We start from the raw sequence: 15,974 nt of genomic DNA on the forward strand, positions 1-15,974 counted from the left end.
AGAGGAGGTCGTTTGAAAATCACCGCCATCGATATCAGAAATTATATGCGACCACTGGATCCGCCCTTTAAAGCCGCCTGGGATCCGTCACCGCGCAACAAATTCATAGCAACCATCGTCCGGGTAGATACCGACACCGGTATCAGCGGCGTCGGGTCCGGCGATGCCATGCTAGGTTTAGCCGAGCATATTGACCTGTTTATCGGACAAGACCCGTTCGACATCGAGCGAAACTGGCAGGTCCTGGACAACCTTGATTTTCATTACGGCCGCTGCTGGCCGCTGGATGTGGCGCTGTGGGACATCATGGGCAAGGCCAAACAACAGTCCATCGCTCAGCTTCTGGACGCGCCCACCTTTAAAATCCTGGCCTATGCCTCCACCGGTGAGATCTTAACACCGGAAGAGCGAACCGACAGGGCACAAAAACTGCTGGACCAGGGGTTCAAGGCCCTTAAGATCAGGTTCCACCATGACGATCCGCGGAAAGATATCAAAGTGGTGGAATCGGTTCGCAAAGCTGTTGGTGATACTATCGCCATCATGGTGGATGCCAACCAGGGCTGGCGCATGCCCTGGGATACGAGCACCCCGTGGGATTTTGATCGCGCCTGCCAGGTGGCCAAAGCGCTGGAAGATTTAAATATCTACTGGCTGGAAGAGCCCTTGCCGCATCATGATTTTCGGGGTCTGGCCCGGCTGCGTCAGGAAACCAACATGCGTATTGCCGGGGGTGAGATGAACCGGCGCTGGCATGATTTCAAGGAGATGGACACGCTCGGGTCCCTGGATGTGTATCAGCCCGATGTGGTGCTGGCTGGCGGCATTACCGGTGTTAAAAAAATCGCCGCCCGGGTTCAGAACAACGATGCCTGGTTCAGCCCGCACACCTGGGGCAATGGTCTCGGGCTGCTGGCCAATTTACATCTGGCCTGTGCTGTCAGCAAGTGCCCTTTTTTAGAATATCCGTTCGATCCGCCGGTATGGACCATTGAAAGACGCGATTACATGCTGCGCCCGCAAGATCGCCTGATGATCGATAAGGATGGATATCTAAACGTCCCCGATAAACCCGGACTGGGCTGTGATCTGGACGAAGAGGCTTTGGCACGTTATTCGATATAATACGCCGTTTACAAAAGAATTTACAAAATGATAGCCGGGCATGTCATTTTCTGAAAGGCGCTATGAATATCAGGGTGCCTGTGATCCGATATTTGGGATTCAACGCACGTGAGTGGTCAAAATATGTTTTTGGGTGCCACCATCCCAAATATCGGGTCACGCTGTTGTGCGTGGTTAATAACCAGCATATCACCTTTCAGAAAAAAACATGCCCGCCTGGCAACAACTGAGTGAGTCGTAAAGACTAAAATCAGATAGCAAGCAGGAAAGGAGGGGATCAAATGCATCAGGGCAATCGCGATTTTGGCATTAACACCATCAAGACCCGCAAGCAGCATACCTGCTATGGCATGGGACTGGGGATTATCGTGCTCGATGATGCCTACCCGGGCTTTCCAGGGGATGTGCGCAATGCCAGCGCCTTTCCGTATCCGATTCAGTACGATATTGCCAAGGGCGTGGACAATTATACCCTGGTCTGGGAACAGGACAAAAGCCCCTGCCGGGAGCCGATCAAGCAATCGGCCAAACGGCTTGAAAATCTGGGCTGCCGGGCCATTGCGGCCGAATGCGGCTATTTTGCCTATTTTCAAAAAGATGTCGCCGGTTATGTCGATATTCCGGTATTTATGTCCAGCTTGCTGCAGGTGCCGTTTATCCAGCAGGTGATCGGACCGCAAAAAACAGTGGGTATCGTCTGCGCGCAAAAGCGATTTTTGACCGAGACCCATTTGCAAAATGTGGGGATCGATCTGAGCAGCAATTTTATCATCGCCGGCGCTTTAGACGAATACGGCTGCCCGGAGTTTACCAACCTGTGGGATCCTGAGCAACGTCCCGAGCGACCAAAAGCCAATTACGACAAAGCCGAAAAAGATATGATCCGGGTGTGCAAAGAGGTGTGCAAGGCTCATCCGGGTGTCAGCGCGCTCATGTTGGAATGCACCGGTATGCAGCCGTTTGCGCGGGCCATACAGCGCGAGGTCGATCTGCCGGTGTTTAGCTGGGGCACCCTGCTGGACTACGCCTATTCGGTGGTGGCGCATCGGGATTATTATGGCCATGTCTAAAAAGTGGTTTTAAAGCCTCATCTAAGACCCAAATGCTGCGTTATTCCGGCTCGGCTGCCCTCTGCCATGAGCTACTTTCGGCCTGAGCTCAAGTCGAAGGCGGGCCGAATGGAGCTCGCTGCAGGCCCAGATTGCCTTTGAGCCTAATCTGGGACTTTAAAGCCACTTTTCCAGACAGTTCAGGTTTCACAAAAGGGTAACATCACCCGGGTTTAGACGTTTTGTTTTGCAGTTTTCTGGTCAGGAAGCCAACCAGCTGCAGCACGACTCCGACACCAACTGTCAGCATTAGCACCCATATCAACCGCGCCAACCAGACAATATATTCCTCAGCTCTGAGGCTACGCGCGTACTGCGGCATTGGCAGGATAACAGCCACAACGGACGCCAGGATGAATGCTTTGACCGCCAGACCAATTAAACGCCTCAGCTTGTTGTTGGTTTCCGCCATTATCCAATAATCTGTTAAGTGGTCAGGTGCCGGAAATCAGCGGTCCACTTTAATGACGACCAGAGTGACATCATCTTCCTGGGCCTTATCTTCCCTGAAGTGTTCAAGGGTTTCAGTGATGATGTCCACGATCTGACTGGCAGAGGCCGTATGGTTACACCGAATTATTTCCATTAACGCTTCTTTTCCGAACATCTCGCCGGCTTTATTGTGCATTTCCCAGATGCCGTCGGTTCCGATCACCATCACCTGTCCGGGTTCTACGCGACGTTTAAAAGCATCGTATTGATAAGTGAAGTCCAAACCAAACGCCAAACCCTGACCTTTGAGTTCATCAAACTTATCGGTATCGGGGTCATATATTAGAGCCGGATCGTGGCCGGCCCTGACCCAACGTATTTCAGGATCCGAAGCCGCTAACTCGCAATAAAAAAAGGTCATAAAATTGCCGGTATCATACGTATCCAGGCTCAGTTGCTTATTTACATCATTAATAATGCTGGCTGCCGATCCCGGCATGGAGGCGCGCATCATAATCAGAGCCCTGGCGGTGGCCATTAGCAGGGCCGATTCCACCCCATGTCCAGACACATCCCCAACCATCACACCAAGCCGTTCCCCATCGATATTTATGAAATCGTAATAATCTCCGCCTGTTTCGTTGCAGTACACACTGGAACCGGATATATCGAACCCCTGCAGTGCAGGATCATTTTTGGGCAGGAGACTTTGTTGAACCTCCTGAGCGACTTCAAGAGCAGAAATAATGCTAAGATGGTCCTCTAATTTAGGAACGATCTCGTTGAATGCGTGGATCAGCTGAACGCGTTCATCTTTCATAGTCGCTTTGAGTCTTACCGAAAAGTCACCCTTCGCAAGCCGCTTCCAGCCATCGATGATGGTCAGTATATTGCCGGTGCTCATACGGGAGGTGAAAAAAGCGACGATACCTGCTAAGAATAAAGCCAGCAAGACGGCGATACCTGTAAACTTCCTCTGATCCTTAGAATACCCCACAAACATCTGCCCCACTTCCTCTGGCAGGATCATAATTTCCGATTTGGGCACGACAATCACAAAATACCGGTCTGCAAACATCGCAGCATAGGCCCACAGAGAGTCGACACCTTTGTAAGGCATATCGAGGTATCCTGATTTGCTCTTTTTGATACGATCATACAACGCCTCGATTTTCGGGATCTGGCTAAATATTTGCCCGCCTGACTTCGTAATGGGTGGCGCTGTTTTTTCCCCCGAGGAAAGAACCCAGATTTTTCCTTTTTTTGAACCGGAATTTGTTTCCTGGCCGACCATGAAAGAGGTCATCTTTTGGGACCAACGGGAGGTGGTTTCACTTTCCACCAGGGCTTGGGCGATCTTGATATCCATGGCCGCGACGCCGGCAAACGATCCGTCCGGATGCCGGAAGGGCATGGAAATGGTTAAGGTCAGCTGATGGGTGGTGGCATCTACCATTGTCATCCAATTAGGGGTCATAGAATTTTTTGCGCTCTTATACCAGGATCGCTCCCGGGGGTCGTAGCCCGTCGGGTAGCCGCCGTGGCCCGGATAAGAAATGTGCACCCCACTCTCCAGGCTGGCATATACCCATATGAGACCATCGCCGTAGTCTTGGCCGAGGCGCTTCAGGGTAGCGCTCAAACGCGTGAACCTGGAAATGTCCTTGGCGACATCCGCCTTGTTCGTGCCCGGGGCCAACAGGAAATTGGGGTGTTCACGGCTGACATGCTTGTAAGTGACCACGCCGCCTCTGAATTGGATGGGATGATTCTGCGAGAGCGCCATATCATTGGGAGCTGACCGTGAATCGTCAAAATCTGCAGCATAGTACAGCCGTTTTTCCGGCGGCGGCGGTAAGGCCAGAGCAAGCTCAGCCCGGGCAACCAGTCGTTGGATGCACTGCTCGGCAGCGAATCCGCCCAGAAGACTGAATGCCGCATAACTGCGAGCTGCCTGCACCATCTCCTGCCTGACGGTATCCGTAAGGGTATTTTGGGCTTTCGCGGAAATGGTTTTCCCCAATTGCCGGGAGGCGTGGTGGGTAATCCAGGTGACGGCCAGTAATGGAACCAGACTGGCAGCTAAAAGAACCAGGAAGTGTTTCCAGCGCAGTTTCATGACCCCTCCTGTCTTTTGTCTCGACGGCCTGAGTTAGCGGGATTCCCGGTATCGCCGTCGAGCATATTGATCGAAATCAAAGAATATTCACAAATTGAATCTAATCTTGAATATTCAAAAGAGGGGTTTGGGTCAACTAAAAATAATGACGATCTATGTCACATCCGTGACGTTAAAACCATTTTCTTTTAAGTCCGCAACAGCTGATGATGCATCTTCTGTTCTAAGCCGCAAAATAATGTACCAGTTCCCTTTTTGGGATCTTTCAATTCCGATCAGGCTCAATATGGGAATTTCATGTGAATCCATAAGCTGAACAAGATCCTTCAAATAGCCGAACCGTTTTCTGGATGCATCAATTGTGATCCGTTTACTATTGCTTTCACCGGCTCCTAAAGCATTGGCGACAACTCCCGTAATATCCGACTGGGTGATAATGCCAACCAGGTTTTTATTTTCCAGGACAGGAAACGCAGCAACGCTATGTTGCTGTCCCTGCCATATGGCGTCCTCTACAGGAAGATCCGGTGAGACGGTCATTGGTTCTTTAATCATAATTTGTTTGACGGTCATCTTCGATACAAGGTAGTTGAGTTCATATATGGAAAGACTGGTTGCATCAGAAGGAGAAGCATCGCGCAGCATCCCGCGGGTGACAAAGCCTGCAAGTACCCCATTTTGAGTTACAGGCAAATGCCTTATGTTATTTTTTTTCATTACGTCCAGGGCATCTAATATAGGAGTTTGCGGCTCTACTGTAATCACTTCTTTTTTCATAAAATCTTTTACTCTCATCTCGCCTCCTTTTCTTTTTGCTAACCAATTCAACATGGATTGTTAGAACCTATCTCAAAAATGCATCTAATCCGCCAGAGGCGGACAGGCGCCCAATGGTTGTGTTGAAAACCGATTCAAAATGCTCGAATACTATCGTGTATGCTCCACTTTTGAATCGGTTTTCGCCTTGCTCTTGAGCGTGATTTACTATTTTTGAGATAGTTCTAGTTAAACAATCGAAAACTAATGGCGCTCTGTGATGCTGTCAAGGTTGGTTTTTGGCAGCTTTTATTTGATTTGAGGGGGTGCATCCAGCTATGCTACGATGACTAACAAGTGGGTTTATTGGATGTGTCTGGCCCCTTTGTGTGTGTGCGCCACGATTGCATCAGTTAAGAACACCGTGGCGCATATCAGTGTTTGGCTTTTAAGTGTTGGTTGTTTTGCTTCGCCCTATAGGCAATAACGCCTGTTGTCCGGCTCTGGGACAAAGCCTTTGGGGAAAAGGGCGCTATCTGCCAGCGATTATTTGAAACGATCGGATATATCTAACCGGTACAACCCAGCTCGCGGGTTCATATGAGATCGGAATCTGAGTTTGATTTTAAGAAATGATATCCTAAATTTGTAGCGATTCGACCAAGGAGGATTTTATGAAAGTGCCCATGCGCAAAAAAGACCGCGAAATTACCGATCCAATCGAAATAGAGCGCGTTCTCAAAGAGGGTGAAATCATCAGCGTGGCCATGTCTAAAGGAGACCAGCCCTACGTGCTGCCATTTAACTATGGTTTTTTAAACGGATTGATCTATATTCATTCGGCTAACAAAGGTTTCAAGCTGGAAGTGTTGGCGAAAAACCCCAATGTTGCTTTCAACGTCATCACAGATGTTCAACTTCTTCCGGCTGATAAGCCCAGCGACTGCTCGGTGGCCTATTCCAGCGTGGTGGGTTTTGGCCGGGTGCGCATCGTCGAAGATCCCGTTGAAAAGCTGGCCGCTCTGGAGGCCATCATGGTGCAGTATTTTCCCAAAAACGATGCCTGGCAATATCCAGATAAGGTCGTGGCGGCCTGTACGGTGTGGTGCATCGAGATCAAGCATCTGACCGGCAAAACCAAGCAGCCTCCCCAGGAGGAATAACACGGATAAAATTTAGTCAGGCCAGGCCTCGAGTTTTAAAATCAACCGGTTCTTTTTGGTTTGAATACGCTTTTAAATTTGGAGATCACTACATCCAATACGGATCTGAATATCATTTTTATGAGGTTCGGTTCGGATGCTGAGTCTGTCCGTAAGGGCGTCTCGGAGGCACCCTTTTCTTCGGCACCCATGATGGCCTGATTAAAGCTATCCAGACCCTGTTTGACTAGCGAGTGCGCGACCTGCTCCATAAAACCGCCCACCATGCTGGCCATGGGGCCGCTGATATCGACATTGACAGCATAGATCACCCGGCTTTCCAGATCATTGCTTTTTTCAAATTGCATTTCCCAGGTTCCGTCAATTTTCCCCAAGCCCCCCTGGCCGACAATCGAGCCCTTGATGGTATCAAAAGGATTTTTTTCCAATATTCTTAGGGTTCCGGAGTAGTGCCCCTGAACGGCTGGTATTCCCAAAACCATTTTAATCCTGTATTCATCCTCTGCCGGTTGGACGATGTCTTTACAGCCCGGAATGACCCGCGACATAAAAACCGGTTCAAAAATAACTTTCCATATTTCTTCCGGAGACGCCGCCATGGCGCCCTCACCGCCCACTTTCATTTCCATATTGAATTACCCTGGTAGAATAATTTTAATATCTGTATTTTGCACGGGCCAGAGGGTTTCATATGCAAGGCACTTAAGGGCGAGGCTATAGTGAACTATGCCTCGCTCTTAATAACACAGCATATGGAAGCATCAGGCTTGTGCAAAACAAAATATAGATTACCATGCTTTAGCCATAGATTCCAACGCCGGCCGTTTCAGGCTAAAGGGTGAGACATCAATCGATGTTTTTTCACCGGCAATCATTTCGGCAGTCAATATTCCGGAAATCGGCCCGGTGGCATTGCCAAAGGTATGCCCTGAATTAATCAGCAGCCCCTCGAACTCGGGGACGAAATCAATTACCGGCAAACTATCTGAGGTAAAGGGCACCACCCGGCCCCAGGCCCGGTCAAAGACCGCATTTTTAAGAGCCGGGAAATTACTGTACATAGACTCCACCATGACCCCCACACCTCGCGTATCGGCTGTATTGGCAATGTCAACCGATGCGGGGTAATCCATGGGGATGCCAAAAAGCATGTTGCCGGCTTTCATTTGATTGGCAGCTTGCAAAAATAAGGTTTCGTAACGCCATTCATAATCCACGCGGAAGGCCTCATCATCATAACTTGGCAAATCTTGAAACAATTTGTATTGTTTGGCACTTTCCGGACCATACAGGCATTTATCCAGCAGTCTTTCTTCTAAAGGTGCGGTGGTCATCAACTGCAGCCGCATGGTGAATATCCCCAGAGCGAGACCCAGTTTTTCCGTTAGCTGAGTCGTCCGGCCCCCGGCGGCCAGCACCACATATTTGGATTCAATATCCCCTTTGGCCGTTTTGACGCCGGTTACTTTATCTTTGTCCGTATTGACCGCTAAGACTTCAGTGCCGGTACGGATGAGGGCACCATGTCTTCTGGCAGCGCTTGCAAAGGCACGGACATAAAGCGTCGGATTAACCAGGCAATCCAGCGGGCAATAGGTGGCGCCGATGGTGCTTTCCGGTAAAACAGGGGCCATCTCCAGCGCTTCTTTTTTGTCGAGCAGCTGCATGGTAACCCCGTCTTTATTACGCTGTTCGACAAATTCCTGCATGATGGGTAGCTGCGCTTCTTTATCAAAATAAATCATACCGCCGTTTTGCCGCAGTTCAAAGTCGTAATCGAGTTCATCGGGTAAATTCCGGGCGATTTGGTGGGTGGCGCTGGCCAGATCCAATTGGGGACCTGGAATTCGTGTATGCATAAAGATATAGCCGATGTTATGACCGGTTGCGCCAGAGGCCAGGTCTCCTGATTCCAGCAAAATAACATCAAACCCCTTTTTTGCCAGATAATAGGCCGCAGTGCACCCGATAATGCCGCCTCCAACGACAACAACATCGCACCGATGATCTAAGCCGATATTATGCCCCATAATATCATCCTCCTTTTATGTGTTTTGGATACACCCGATCGACAGAGGGGCTGATGCCCTAAAATTTTTAATGATCACCGCATTATCACTGTCTTGCCCTGTTTTCTATCGCGGTATCAGGCGCAGAATTTTGCGGGCCTCATCCGGTGTGGCCACATCTCTTCCCAGCTCCTCACTCAAACGGACGATCCGATGAACCAGCCTTTCGTTGGTTGCCAATTCGCCTTTCCTGTAATAGATGTTATCCTCCAGGCCGACCCTTACATGTCCCCCCATCAGCACAGCGTGAAGGTTCATGGTCAGCTGGGCAGCCCCAATACCCGAGACCGTCCAGGTGCTGCCTGAAGGCAGGCTGCTGTATAGATGGACCAAATGCTCGACATTTGCGGGCATTGCCCCTCGCAGCCCCATGACAAAATTGAAATGCAGCGGTCGATCCGCTAGATCCCGCTCGCCCAATGCAATGGCATTGTTAATCATGCTTAAATCAAATATCTCCATTTCCGGTTTTATATGAAGACGCTGCATTTCTGTGGCCAGCGCATCGATCAAGTCAGGCGGATTGACATAGGCCGAATTGGGAAAATTGACCGAGCCTGTTGTCAAACTGGCCATCTCGGGGCGCATTTGCAGGCGCTGCATGCGGCTTTCAACATCGGTACCGGCCCGTCCGCCGGTTGATACCTGGATGATGAGATTGCAGCGCTCTTTAATTCGAGAGACAATTTCATGAAAAATTTGGGGATCATCCGACGGATTTTCATCTTTGTCCCGCGCGTGGATATGAATGATCGACGCCCCCTCATCCTCGCAGCGCAGGGCACAGGTGACAATTTCCTCTGTTGTCACCGGGACATGGGGTGTATGTTTTTTTTGAGGTTTGGACCCGGTGGGCGCTATGGTTATGATCAATTTTTCCATCTTAAAATAGTCCTTTTAATAAAGATATTTTTTCCATCGGCTATCACGAAATCGTTTCCGTCCAGAGGACACCTGCGAAAAAATCGTCAAACGGGCATGTTAATTTTTGAGAGGCGATATGCAGATGATTTACCTCCAAGCAACGCAGTGACCCGATATTTGGGATGAAGGGCACCATTGCTTTTGGCCTAACCCAATTATTGATCAAATCCCAAATATCGGGACACAGTCACCTTATAATTCATATCGCCTATCAGAAAATGACATGACCGATTTTCATTGGTTTAGTTGTCTGCGACACGCTATTTCAAAAGGATCGCATCGGTTTTGTGCAGGATCAGGGATCACACAATCCCATGGGCCTTCTCTGCACTGCGCAATATCTTTTCCAGCTCCTTGACCACGGCCGGATCCAAAGGGGCCGGTTCTGAAAAGTTCAAAAGCTCTTCGGCTTTCTGTTTTGCCATTTGCTCAAGGCTGAGACTGCCTTTTTTAACCCAGTCTTCATAGGTTCCCTTACTGCATAAATCCGACAGGCAAAGCTCCTGGCGCATGTGGGCCAGGGTATGCTGGTTGCCTAAATACTGCCCCCCCGGCCCGATCTCTTTAATCAAATCGGCGGCCAGGGTTTCTTCATCAAAAGCCATACCCGCCAGGATTCGTTTGGTGCGCTTGGCGATATCGTCATCGATGACCAGCTGAGCCAGGCTGACCGCATAATTGCTTTCAAGCGTTCCGGCACAATTGTTCAGATTGGCTCCGGCCAGAGCGGCCAGCAGCAGATTGCCTTGTTTTTCGAACCCGGCCTGACAATCCACCTGTTTTGAATCGGTTCGGCCGCCGCTGCCTTCTTTCGGCATTTCATAAAAGCGAGCCATTTCGGTGGTGGCCACATTCAGCAGACCTGTTTCGGGTGACCCGAAAGAAATGTTTCCGGTTCGAATATCCATGGTCGTTGAAACGCCGCCGTAAATGACCGGTGCGCCCGGATTGGTTATCTGGGTCAGCGCAATCCCGGCCAGTTGTTCGGCATTGGTGACCAGGAGGGTGCCGGCCAAAGTGACCGGTGAGGAAGCACCGGCAAACGGTTCTGAATAGATGATAGACGGCAGGCCGGCGCGCGCCAGTTCAACGATGTTTTCAGCCGTGCGTTCGGCAAAAAACAGCGGCGCAATCGGACATTCGGTGGCGGAAAAAATCGGCCGGCGACGCAGTTCATCTTCCCCGCCCTGCACCACCGCCGCCATCTCCAGTAAGAAAGGCAAATTCTTAACATCATAGGCCGCCGCTGTTATGGAATGTTTGGCGGTGTTTTCAAATGTGGTCTTCCAGCGGTAGAGTTCCACCACGGCATTCGGAACATCCGACGGCATGACGGACACGTGAAAAAAATCCAGATGCTCCAGGTGCTGGGTCAGGCGTGCAAACTGGGCTAGATCCTCTAAGGTCCCGAGCCGCCTTTGTCCGGTTTCAATATCATGCACCACCGGGGCACTGCCCAACGTGCCGTAATAAACGGAATGCGGCGAACCTTTGCCATCCAGGTAAAGATCATGTCCCCGTTCTCGGCCGCCCAGGGTAATGGTCTTGGGGGCGGTCTGCAGTGATTTGGTGATGAGGTCCCTGGCAAACTTGACGCGCCACAGGGTCCGGTCACCTTGCTTTCCGGTAACTTCACATGGGATATCGTGCTCTTGCAGGGTGTTGGCAACCATTTCCGAATCAATTTGAATACCGGTCTCTTCCAGAATGGAAAGCGAGGCTTCATGGATGCGCTCTTTGGCTGCTGTATCGAGTAAGTCGACTTTGGGAACGGCCGTTTGCATAATCACGCCTCCTTTATTTTGTTAAAAGAGAGATTGCAATTTCAGTTGCTTCCTGGGCATCCGCACCATATGCGTCAGCGCCGATTTCCTGGGCCCAACTTTCTGACGACGCGGCACCACCAATCATCACTTTGAAGTCGTCTCTATAACCCATCTCCTCTAAAGCATCGATGACTTCCTTTTGGGCCAGGATGGTGGTGGTCAACAGGGCTGAAAGACATATCATATCAGCCGCATTATCTCTGGCAGCCTCAATGATAACCGGCGTAGCAACATCGATTCCAAGGTCAATGACTTCAAAGCCGTTGGCCATCAGCAAACTGGATACCATGGTCTTGCCGATATCATGCAGATCGCCTTTAACGGTGGCAATGACAATCTTTCCCATTAGCTCCTGTGTGACCTGGCTTTCACGCAGCTTGGGCTCCAGGATTGCCAGCGCTCGTTTCATTGTCTCAGCGGCCGCCACCAATTCCGGCAAAAACATATCCCCCTTGCCGAACCGATCTCCGACAACCATGATACCGGCCTTAAAGCCGCCCTCAATTAAGTCGAGCAATTCGGCTGCGCTTATTTCAGCAGCTGCTTGCTCGGCAATCTGGATTGCCGCAGCCTTATTCAGCGTAATAATAGCCTCCTTTGCCTTTTTCTGAAGACTTTGACCTTGAGCTGCCATAGACATCGCGTAATCCTCCTTCAATTATGTATTCAGATCAAAACGAGAAAGGTTCAATTCATCGAGCGGTATCTCAGTTTTGCCATCACAAATTAATTCCTGGATGAGCTTGCCCGAGCCGGGCCCCATGCCGATCCCATGACCGCAATGGCCGCAGGCCATTATAAATCCCTCAACCCCCTCGACCGGACCCAAAATCGGCAGGTCATCCGGGGTGTTGGGGAAAAAGTTGGCATAGGATCGGATGATGCGAACATCTTTGAGCATCGGCATTGCCCTGACATTAACCCTGGCCATGAGTTCGATTTCTTCTTGAGAGGTTCTTTTATCATAGCCCGCGTTGCGCCAGCTAGCACCGATTAAAAGATTGCCGGCCTTCTGCTGGCTCATAATGAGACCGCACCCCAATTGTTCCGATTTGCCGCTATCTTCTTCGACCATATATGAAGCACCCATTATGGCATGCGATACTGTCGGCGGTAATTGCTCGGTAACCAGCATCGCCAGTTGAAAGGGAGCCACAGGCACTTTAATGTCAACCATATCGCCGATCAAACATCCCCAGCTCCCGGCGGCGTTTACTACCGTGTTGGTTTTAATGGTGCCTTTATCGGTGACAACGCCTTGCACCTGCCCGCCGGCAACCTCGATGTCGCGCACTTCGGTATAGTGAAAAAGCTGTGCCCCGCTCTTTTGCGCTTGTAGGTTCAAAGCAATCACCAGAAAAATAGGATTGGTAATGCCATCGATCGCACTGTAGACAGCGCCAACGACCCTTTCCTCTGCCAGATGAGGCTCCAGCTCGAGTACCTGTTGGGCATCGATCATCTTCAGCGGATATCCATCGTCGGCCCTTTTTTGCAGGTGGGCTTCGACAAAAGGAAGTTGATTTTCGTCTTCAATTACGAGCAGCCCGCCACCCTGCACATACTCAAAGTCCATTTCCAGTTCGGCTTTAAGCTGCCGATGAACGTAGAAACTGTGCATCGCCAGTCGGACATCAATTCCGGGCTTACGCGTTATGGACCAGACAAAAGCAGCGTTGGCGCCGGAGGCTTCGCCGGCCATGCATCCTTTCTCGATCAGGACAACACTTTTGCCCGCGCGCGCCAGAAAATAGGTAATCGCTGAACCCACCACGCCACCGCCGATAACGACGATTTCAGCTTCTTGCGGAAGCATTTAATATCCTCTGTTTTCCGTCATCTGTTCGCTGACACCTGACACCACAGGCTTTGTTTCGTCTGCGGCCAGCACGCCGAGGGCAACTGGTTTAATCGATGGTCGGGGGTTTAAAGTTCCGACATCTTCAACTGCCACATTGAGCCGATGCCGCAGCAATTCAATAACGGCCGGCCCGCACATACGCCCCTCACAGGCACCCATGCCCAAGCGGGTCATGCGTTTGACATCTTTTATGCGCAGGTTGCCATCCGACAGCGCCGCTTCTAATTGTTTAAGCGTTACCTCTTCACAGCGGCAAATGACCGTGTCGTCGGTTGCCAGCTCGCAAAGGCCTTTACGCGGCAGACTGATGTTGTCGAGGACTTTGCGGAATCGATTGATGGTATTCAGTTTTTTTTGGTAAGGCCGCATTTGTTCAGCGGCGGTTGCCGGTGAAATGGTGCCCAGAGCGCGGGCTGCCGCAATCCCGGCAATACAGCCTTCCGCAATGGCGGCTTTTCTGCCGGCAACGCCGGCGCCATCGCCAACCGCATAGATACCCGGCACGCTGGTTTCCATGTTGGCCTTGCGCAGCGGAATGTAGCCTCCCCGTCTCAGATCGTATTCGTGCTCACATTCAGCCAGCATCGTCAGCTCTGCTGAAGACACCAGGCCGTAACCCAAACAGATGGTGTCCACTTTTATGAAGCGGGCGGTATTTAAACTGGGTCTCCAATCCTTATCGACTTCCGCAATCACCGCCTCCTGGACACGCCCATCGCCACGGGCCTCGAGGAGAATATGGCTTTGCAACAGCGGAACACCGGCTTTTTTAATGCTGCGCCAATACTGCATGCCTTCTTTTAAAAAATTCCAATTGCCCAAGACGCCCTTTAATGCCTGCAGCCAATGATTGGCATAATTACCGGTTTCCAGTATTGCCGATATATTGCCACCGGCCTTGATAATCTGGTCAGCCAGGACCAATTGTAAGGGTCCTGTGCCGGCAAGCAGGATGTTTTCTCCGGGAAGTACGCGTTCTGTTTTGACGAGCTTTTGAGCCCCGCCGGCGGCAAAAACACCGGGAAGTGTCCAACCCGGAAACGGAACCGGTCGATCATAGGCGCCCGTAGCGACGACCAGGTGCTTAAAGCGCAAACTGGATGAGGTACCGTTACGCGCCAGGGCAAGGCTGCGATCATCAAATATCCCCCACACCAGGGTATTATTTAAATATTGGATTTTATCTGCGTGAGAATAGAATTGATGCAGCAAATCCTGTCCCTCTGTATAATCCGGACCCAGAGCGTCAGGATCGGCGACGTTAAAACCTTTTTGATATTGTCGGAAGCACTGGCCCCCCAAACATTCATTTTCATCCAACAGCGTGACGTTCACCCCGGACCCGGTCGCTTTTATGGCAGCCGCCACCCCACCGGGCCCGCCGCCGATGATGACAATATCGGATGTTCTCACGTGTTATGATTCCCGTTTTGGTATGCTTCTCTGGGTTTCGACCCGGCACCCTGGAGCGGCAAGCGTTTGGCAGGCCTGGGTGTTGGGTATTCCGTTTATGACCATACGGCATTCCTGACACAGCCCAATACCGCAATAAAGCCCCCGGGGTTGTGCGAGCTTATGGGTATAGCGCAGGGTCCTGCGATCGGCAGCCAGCAATACTGCCCCAATGGTCTCACCTTCGTAGGCAGTGATCTTTTCGCCATCTACCTCTATCTCAAACGGCTGCCCTCGTTTGACACCTTTAAATATGCGTTTGTCTGTTTGACCCATTTACGCCTGCTTCCCCTCTGTAATTAACTGAGGGCTCGAGGAGTTATTTAGTGCAACCTAGTATCATAGCGCAATGAATTATCAGCAGCGAAATCGTGCACTGTCTGAATGCCTTAGGGAGCGTTACGAAAGAACAACAGAAGACCTAAATGCGGCTTGTTGGCACGATGTTGATTTTATATTTTACCCGTTATTTCAAATACGTGCTTTGTTCTGTCGGTACGCCCCCTTAGGCATGAGTTTGCACGATTCAGTCGCTGATGATTCATGTAGCGACCGAATCCACAAAGCTCACCGGTCCCTCAACTAGATCATAAATCGTTTCGGACTTATTTCAGGCATAGGTTTACGATTCCCTTTATCATTCATTTGACAGGACTTTGTACGCGGCGGAGGTTTCCATAGGCAAGGCACTTAAGGGCGAGGCTATCCGCCTCAGGCGGATGCCTCGTCTTTAATAACGCAGCATATGGGAGCCTCCGGCTCGCCCATAGGGTGAAAATAGATGAGAAATAAAATAGATCTGTTTCCGCTTTAGGTAATAATTGAAAGACATTACTCATGGTTCCCGTGCAAGCTGGTGCAATCACATAATTAATTTTTCTCATCTATTTTCATACAAAGCTTGTTAGCCGCCTGATATCGGCGAATATAACGATAACGTATCTTTTTCCTTCAATGCATCGGATTCATCCGCGTTACGCCCATTGAGCAAGACAATCGCCTTCTCTTCAGCCGGGATTTCAAGAATATCCAGAACACTTCTTACCGTCGCCCCGGATTCAAGTTGGATGTCAAAGGAACTTTCATTTGCGGGCGCATATTTTTTTAAATTGACGTATAGGTCCACATGCACTTTCAT

Annotated in this window: 15 protein-coding genes; 3 read left to right on the forward strand and 12 right to left on the reverse strand. The window is 50.5% G+C overall.

Translation table 11 applies throughout. The features are described 5' to 3' along the window. Positions 1-12 precede the first annotated feature (12 nt). Together QNJ26_16115 and QNJ26_16120 are read left to right on the forward strand one after the other, a co-directional pair. Entirely contained in the window at positions 13-1,125 is a 1,113-nt protein-coding gene (locus QNJ26_16115; protein ID MDJ0987067.1) for a mandelate racemase/muconate lactonizing enzyme family protein, read from the forward strand. 281 nt (positions 1,126-1,406) lie between these two features. Continuing rightward, the gene (locus QNJ26_16120) at positions 1,407-2,195 is read left to right on the forward strand and encodes an aspartate/glutamate racemase family protein (protein ID MDJ0987068.1); all 789 of its coding nucleotides are present in this window, start codon (positions 1,407-1,409) and stop codon (positions 2,193-2,195) included. Positions 2,196-2,397: 202 nt separating this feature from the next. On the opposite strand, the gene QNJ26_16125 is transcribed toward QNJ26_16120, so the two are convergent. The 3 genes from QNJ26_16125 to QNJ26_16135 form a co-directional block, all read right to left on the reverse strand. Then, the gene (locus QNJ26_16125) at positions 2,398-2,646 is read right to left on the reverse strand and encodes a hypothetical protein (protein MDJ0987069.1); all 249 of its coding nucleotides are present in this window, start codon (positions 2,644-2,646) and stop codon (positions 2,398-2,400) included. A 36-nt stretch (positions 2,647-2,682) separates the two neighbouring features. Then, positions 2,683-4,785, reverse strand: a complete 2,103-nt coding sequence (locus QNJ26_16130; GenBank protein MDJ0987070.1) for a SpoIIE family protein phosphatase — start codon at positions 4,783-4,785, stop codon at positions 2,683-2,685. A 153-nt stretch (positions 4,786-4,938) separates the two neighbouring features. Next, a complete protein-coding gene (locus QNJ26_16135; GenBank protein MDJ0987071.1) occupies positions 4,939-5,580 on the reverse strand; it encodes a CBS domain-containing protein in 642 nt (213 codons plus the stop codon). A gap of 635 nt (positions 5,581-6,215) precedes the next feature. On the opposite strand from QNJ26_16135, the gene QNJ26_16140 reads away from it, so the two are divergent. Beyond that, a complete protein-coding gene (locus QNJ26_16140) occupies positions 6,216-6,704 on the forward strand; it encodes a pyridoxamine 5'-phosphate oxidase family protein (GenBank protein ID MDJ0987072.1) in 489 nt (162 codons plus the stop codon). Positions 6,705-6,745: 41 nt separating this feature from the next. Here the strand turns inward: QNJ26_16140 and QNJ26_16145 are convergent, their stop codons facing one another. From QNJ26_16145 to QNJ26_16185, 9 genes are all read right to left on the reverse strand, one after another. Beyond that, entirely contained in the window at positions 6,746-7,333 is a 588-nt protein-coding gene (locus QNJ26_16145; protein MDJ0987073.1) for an SRPBCC domain-containing protein, read from the reverse strand. A 159-nt stretch (positions 7,334-7,492) separates the two neighbouring features. Further along, positions 7,493-8,734, reverse strand: a complete 1,242-nt coding sequence (locus QNJ26_16150; protein MDJ0987074.1) for an FAD-binding oxidoreductase — start codon at positions 8,732-8,734, stop codon at positions 7,493-7,495. Between the two features lie 105 nt (positions 8,735-8,839). Next, complete coding sequence (locus tag QNJ26_16155; protein MDJ0987075.1) at positions 8,840-9,655, reverse strand: 3-keto-5-aminohexanoate cleavage protein; 816 nt, start codon at positions 9,653-9,655, stop codon at positions 8,840-8,842. A gap of 344 nt (positions 9,656-9,999) precedes the next feature. Beyond that, the gene (locus QNJ26_16160; protein ID MDJ0987076.1) at positions 10,000-11,481 is read right to left on the reverse strand and encodes a trimethylamine methyltransferase family protein; all 1,482 of its coding nucleotides are present in this window, start codon (positions 11,479-11,481) and stop codon (positions 10,000-10,002) included. A gap of 13 nt (positions 11,482-11,494) precedes the next feature. Continuing rightward, a complete protein-coding gene (locus QNJ26_16165; GenBank protein MDJ0987077.1) occupies positions 11,495-12,157 on the reverse strand; it encodes a cobalamin-dependent protein in 663 nt (220 codons plus the stop codon). A 24-nt stretch (positions 12,158-12,181) separates the two neighbouring features. Continuing rightward, complete coding sequence (locus QNJ26_16170; protein ID MDJ0987078.1) at positions 12,182-13,339, reverse strand: FAD-binding oxidoreductase; 1,158 nt, start codon at positions 13,337-13,339, stop codon at positions 12,182-12,184. Further along, positions 13,340-14,797 (reverse strand): FAD-dependent oxidoreductase, encoded by a 1,458-nt coding sequence (locus QNJ26_16175; GenBank protein ID MDJ0987079.1) that lies wholly within the window; start codon positions 14,795-14,797, stop codon positions 13,340-13,342. Between the two features lie 3 nt (positions 14,798-14,800). Further along, entirely contained in the window at positions 14,801-15,112 is a 312-nt protein-coding gene (locus QNJ26_16180; GenBank protein ID MDJ0987080.1) for a (2Fe-2S)-binding protein, read from the reverse strand. A gap of 628 nt (positions 15,113-15,740) precedes the next feature. Then, positions 15,741-15,974: a MoaD/ThiS family protein gene (locus tag QNJ26_16185; GenBank protein ID MDJ0987081.1), complete on the reverse strand. Its 234-nt coding sequence runs from the start codon at positions 15,972-15,974 to the stop codon at positions 15,741-15,743.

It is taken from the genome of Desulfobacterales bacterium (assembly GCA_030066985.1).
In the GTDB taxonomy this organism is placed as follows: Bacteria; Desulfobacterota; Desulfobacteria; order Desulfobacterales; family JAHEIW01; genus JAHEIW01.

Bases quoted from the DNA above. Each gene is read 5' to 3' on its own strand.
- QNJ26_16120 (MDJ0987068.1), top strand. From the start codon at position 1,407: ATGCATCAGGGCAATCGCGATTTTGGCATTAACACCATCAAGACCCGC.
- QNJ26_16125 (MDJ0987069.1), bottom strand. From the start codon at position 2,646: ATGGCGGAAACCAACAACAAGCTGAGGCGTTTAATTGGTCTGGCGGTC.
- QNJ26_16130 (MDJ0987070.1), bottom strand. From the start codon at position 4,785: ATGAAACTGCGCTGGAAACACTTCCTGGTTCTTTTAGCTGCCAGTCTG.
- QNJ26_16135 (MDJ0987071.1), bottom strand. From the start codon at position 5,580: ATGAGAGTAAAAGATTTTATGAAAAAAGAAGTGATTACAGTAGAGCCG.
- QNJ26_16140 (MDJ0987072.1), top strand. From the start codon at position 6,216: ATGAAAGTGCCCATGCGCAAAAAAGACCGCGAAATTACCGATCCAATC.
- QNJ26_16145 (MDJ0987073.1), bottom strand. From the start codon at position 7,333: ATGGAAATGAAAGTGGGCGGTGAGGGCGCCATGGCGGCGTCTCCGGAA.
- QNJ26_16150 (MDJ0987074.1), bottom strand. From the start codon at position 8,734: ATGGGGCATAATATCGGCTTAGATCATCGGTGCGATGTTGTTGTCGTT.
- QNJ26_16155 (MDJ0987075.1), bottom strand. From the start codon at position 9,655: ATGGAAAAATTGATCATAACCATAGCGCCCACCGGGTCCAAACCTCAA.
- QNJ26_16160 (MDJ0987076.1), bottom strand. From the start codon at position 11,481: ATGCAAACGGCCGTTCCCAAAGTCGACTTACTCGATACAGCAGCCAAA.
- QNJ26_16165 (MDJ0987077.1), bottom strand. From the start codon at position 12,157: ATGGCAGCTCAAGGTCAAAGTCTTCAGAAAAAGGCAAAGGAGGCTATT.
- QNJ26_16170 (MDJ0987078.1), bottom strand. From the start codon at position 13,339: ATGCTTCCGCAAGAAGCTGAAATCGTCGTTATCGGCGGTGGCGTGGTG.
- QNJ26_16180 (MDJ0987080.1), bottom strand. From the start codon at position 15,112: ATGGGTCAAACAGACAAACGCATATTTAAAGGTGTCAAACGAGGGCAG.
- QNJ26_16185 (MDJ0987081.1), bottom strand. From the start codon at position 15,974: ATGAAAGTGCATGTGGACCTATACGTCAATTTAAAAAAATATGCGCCC.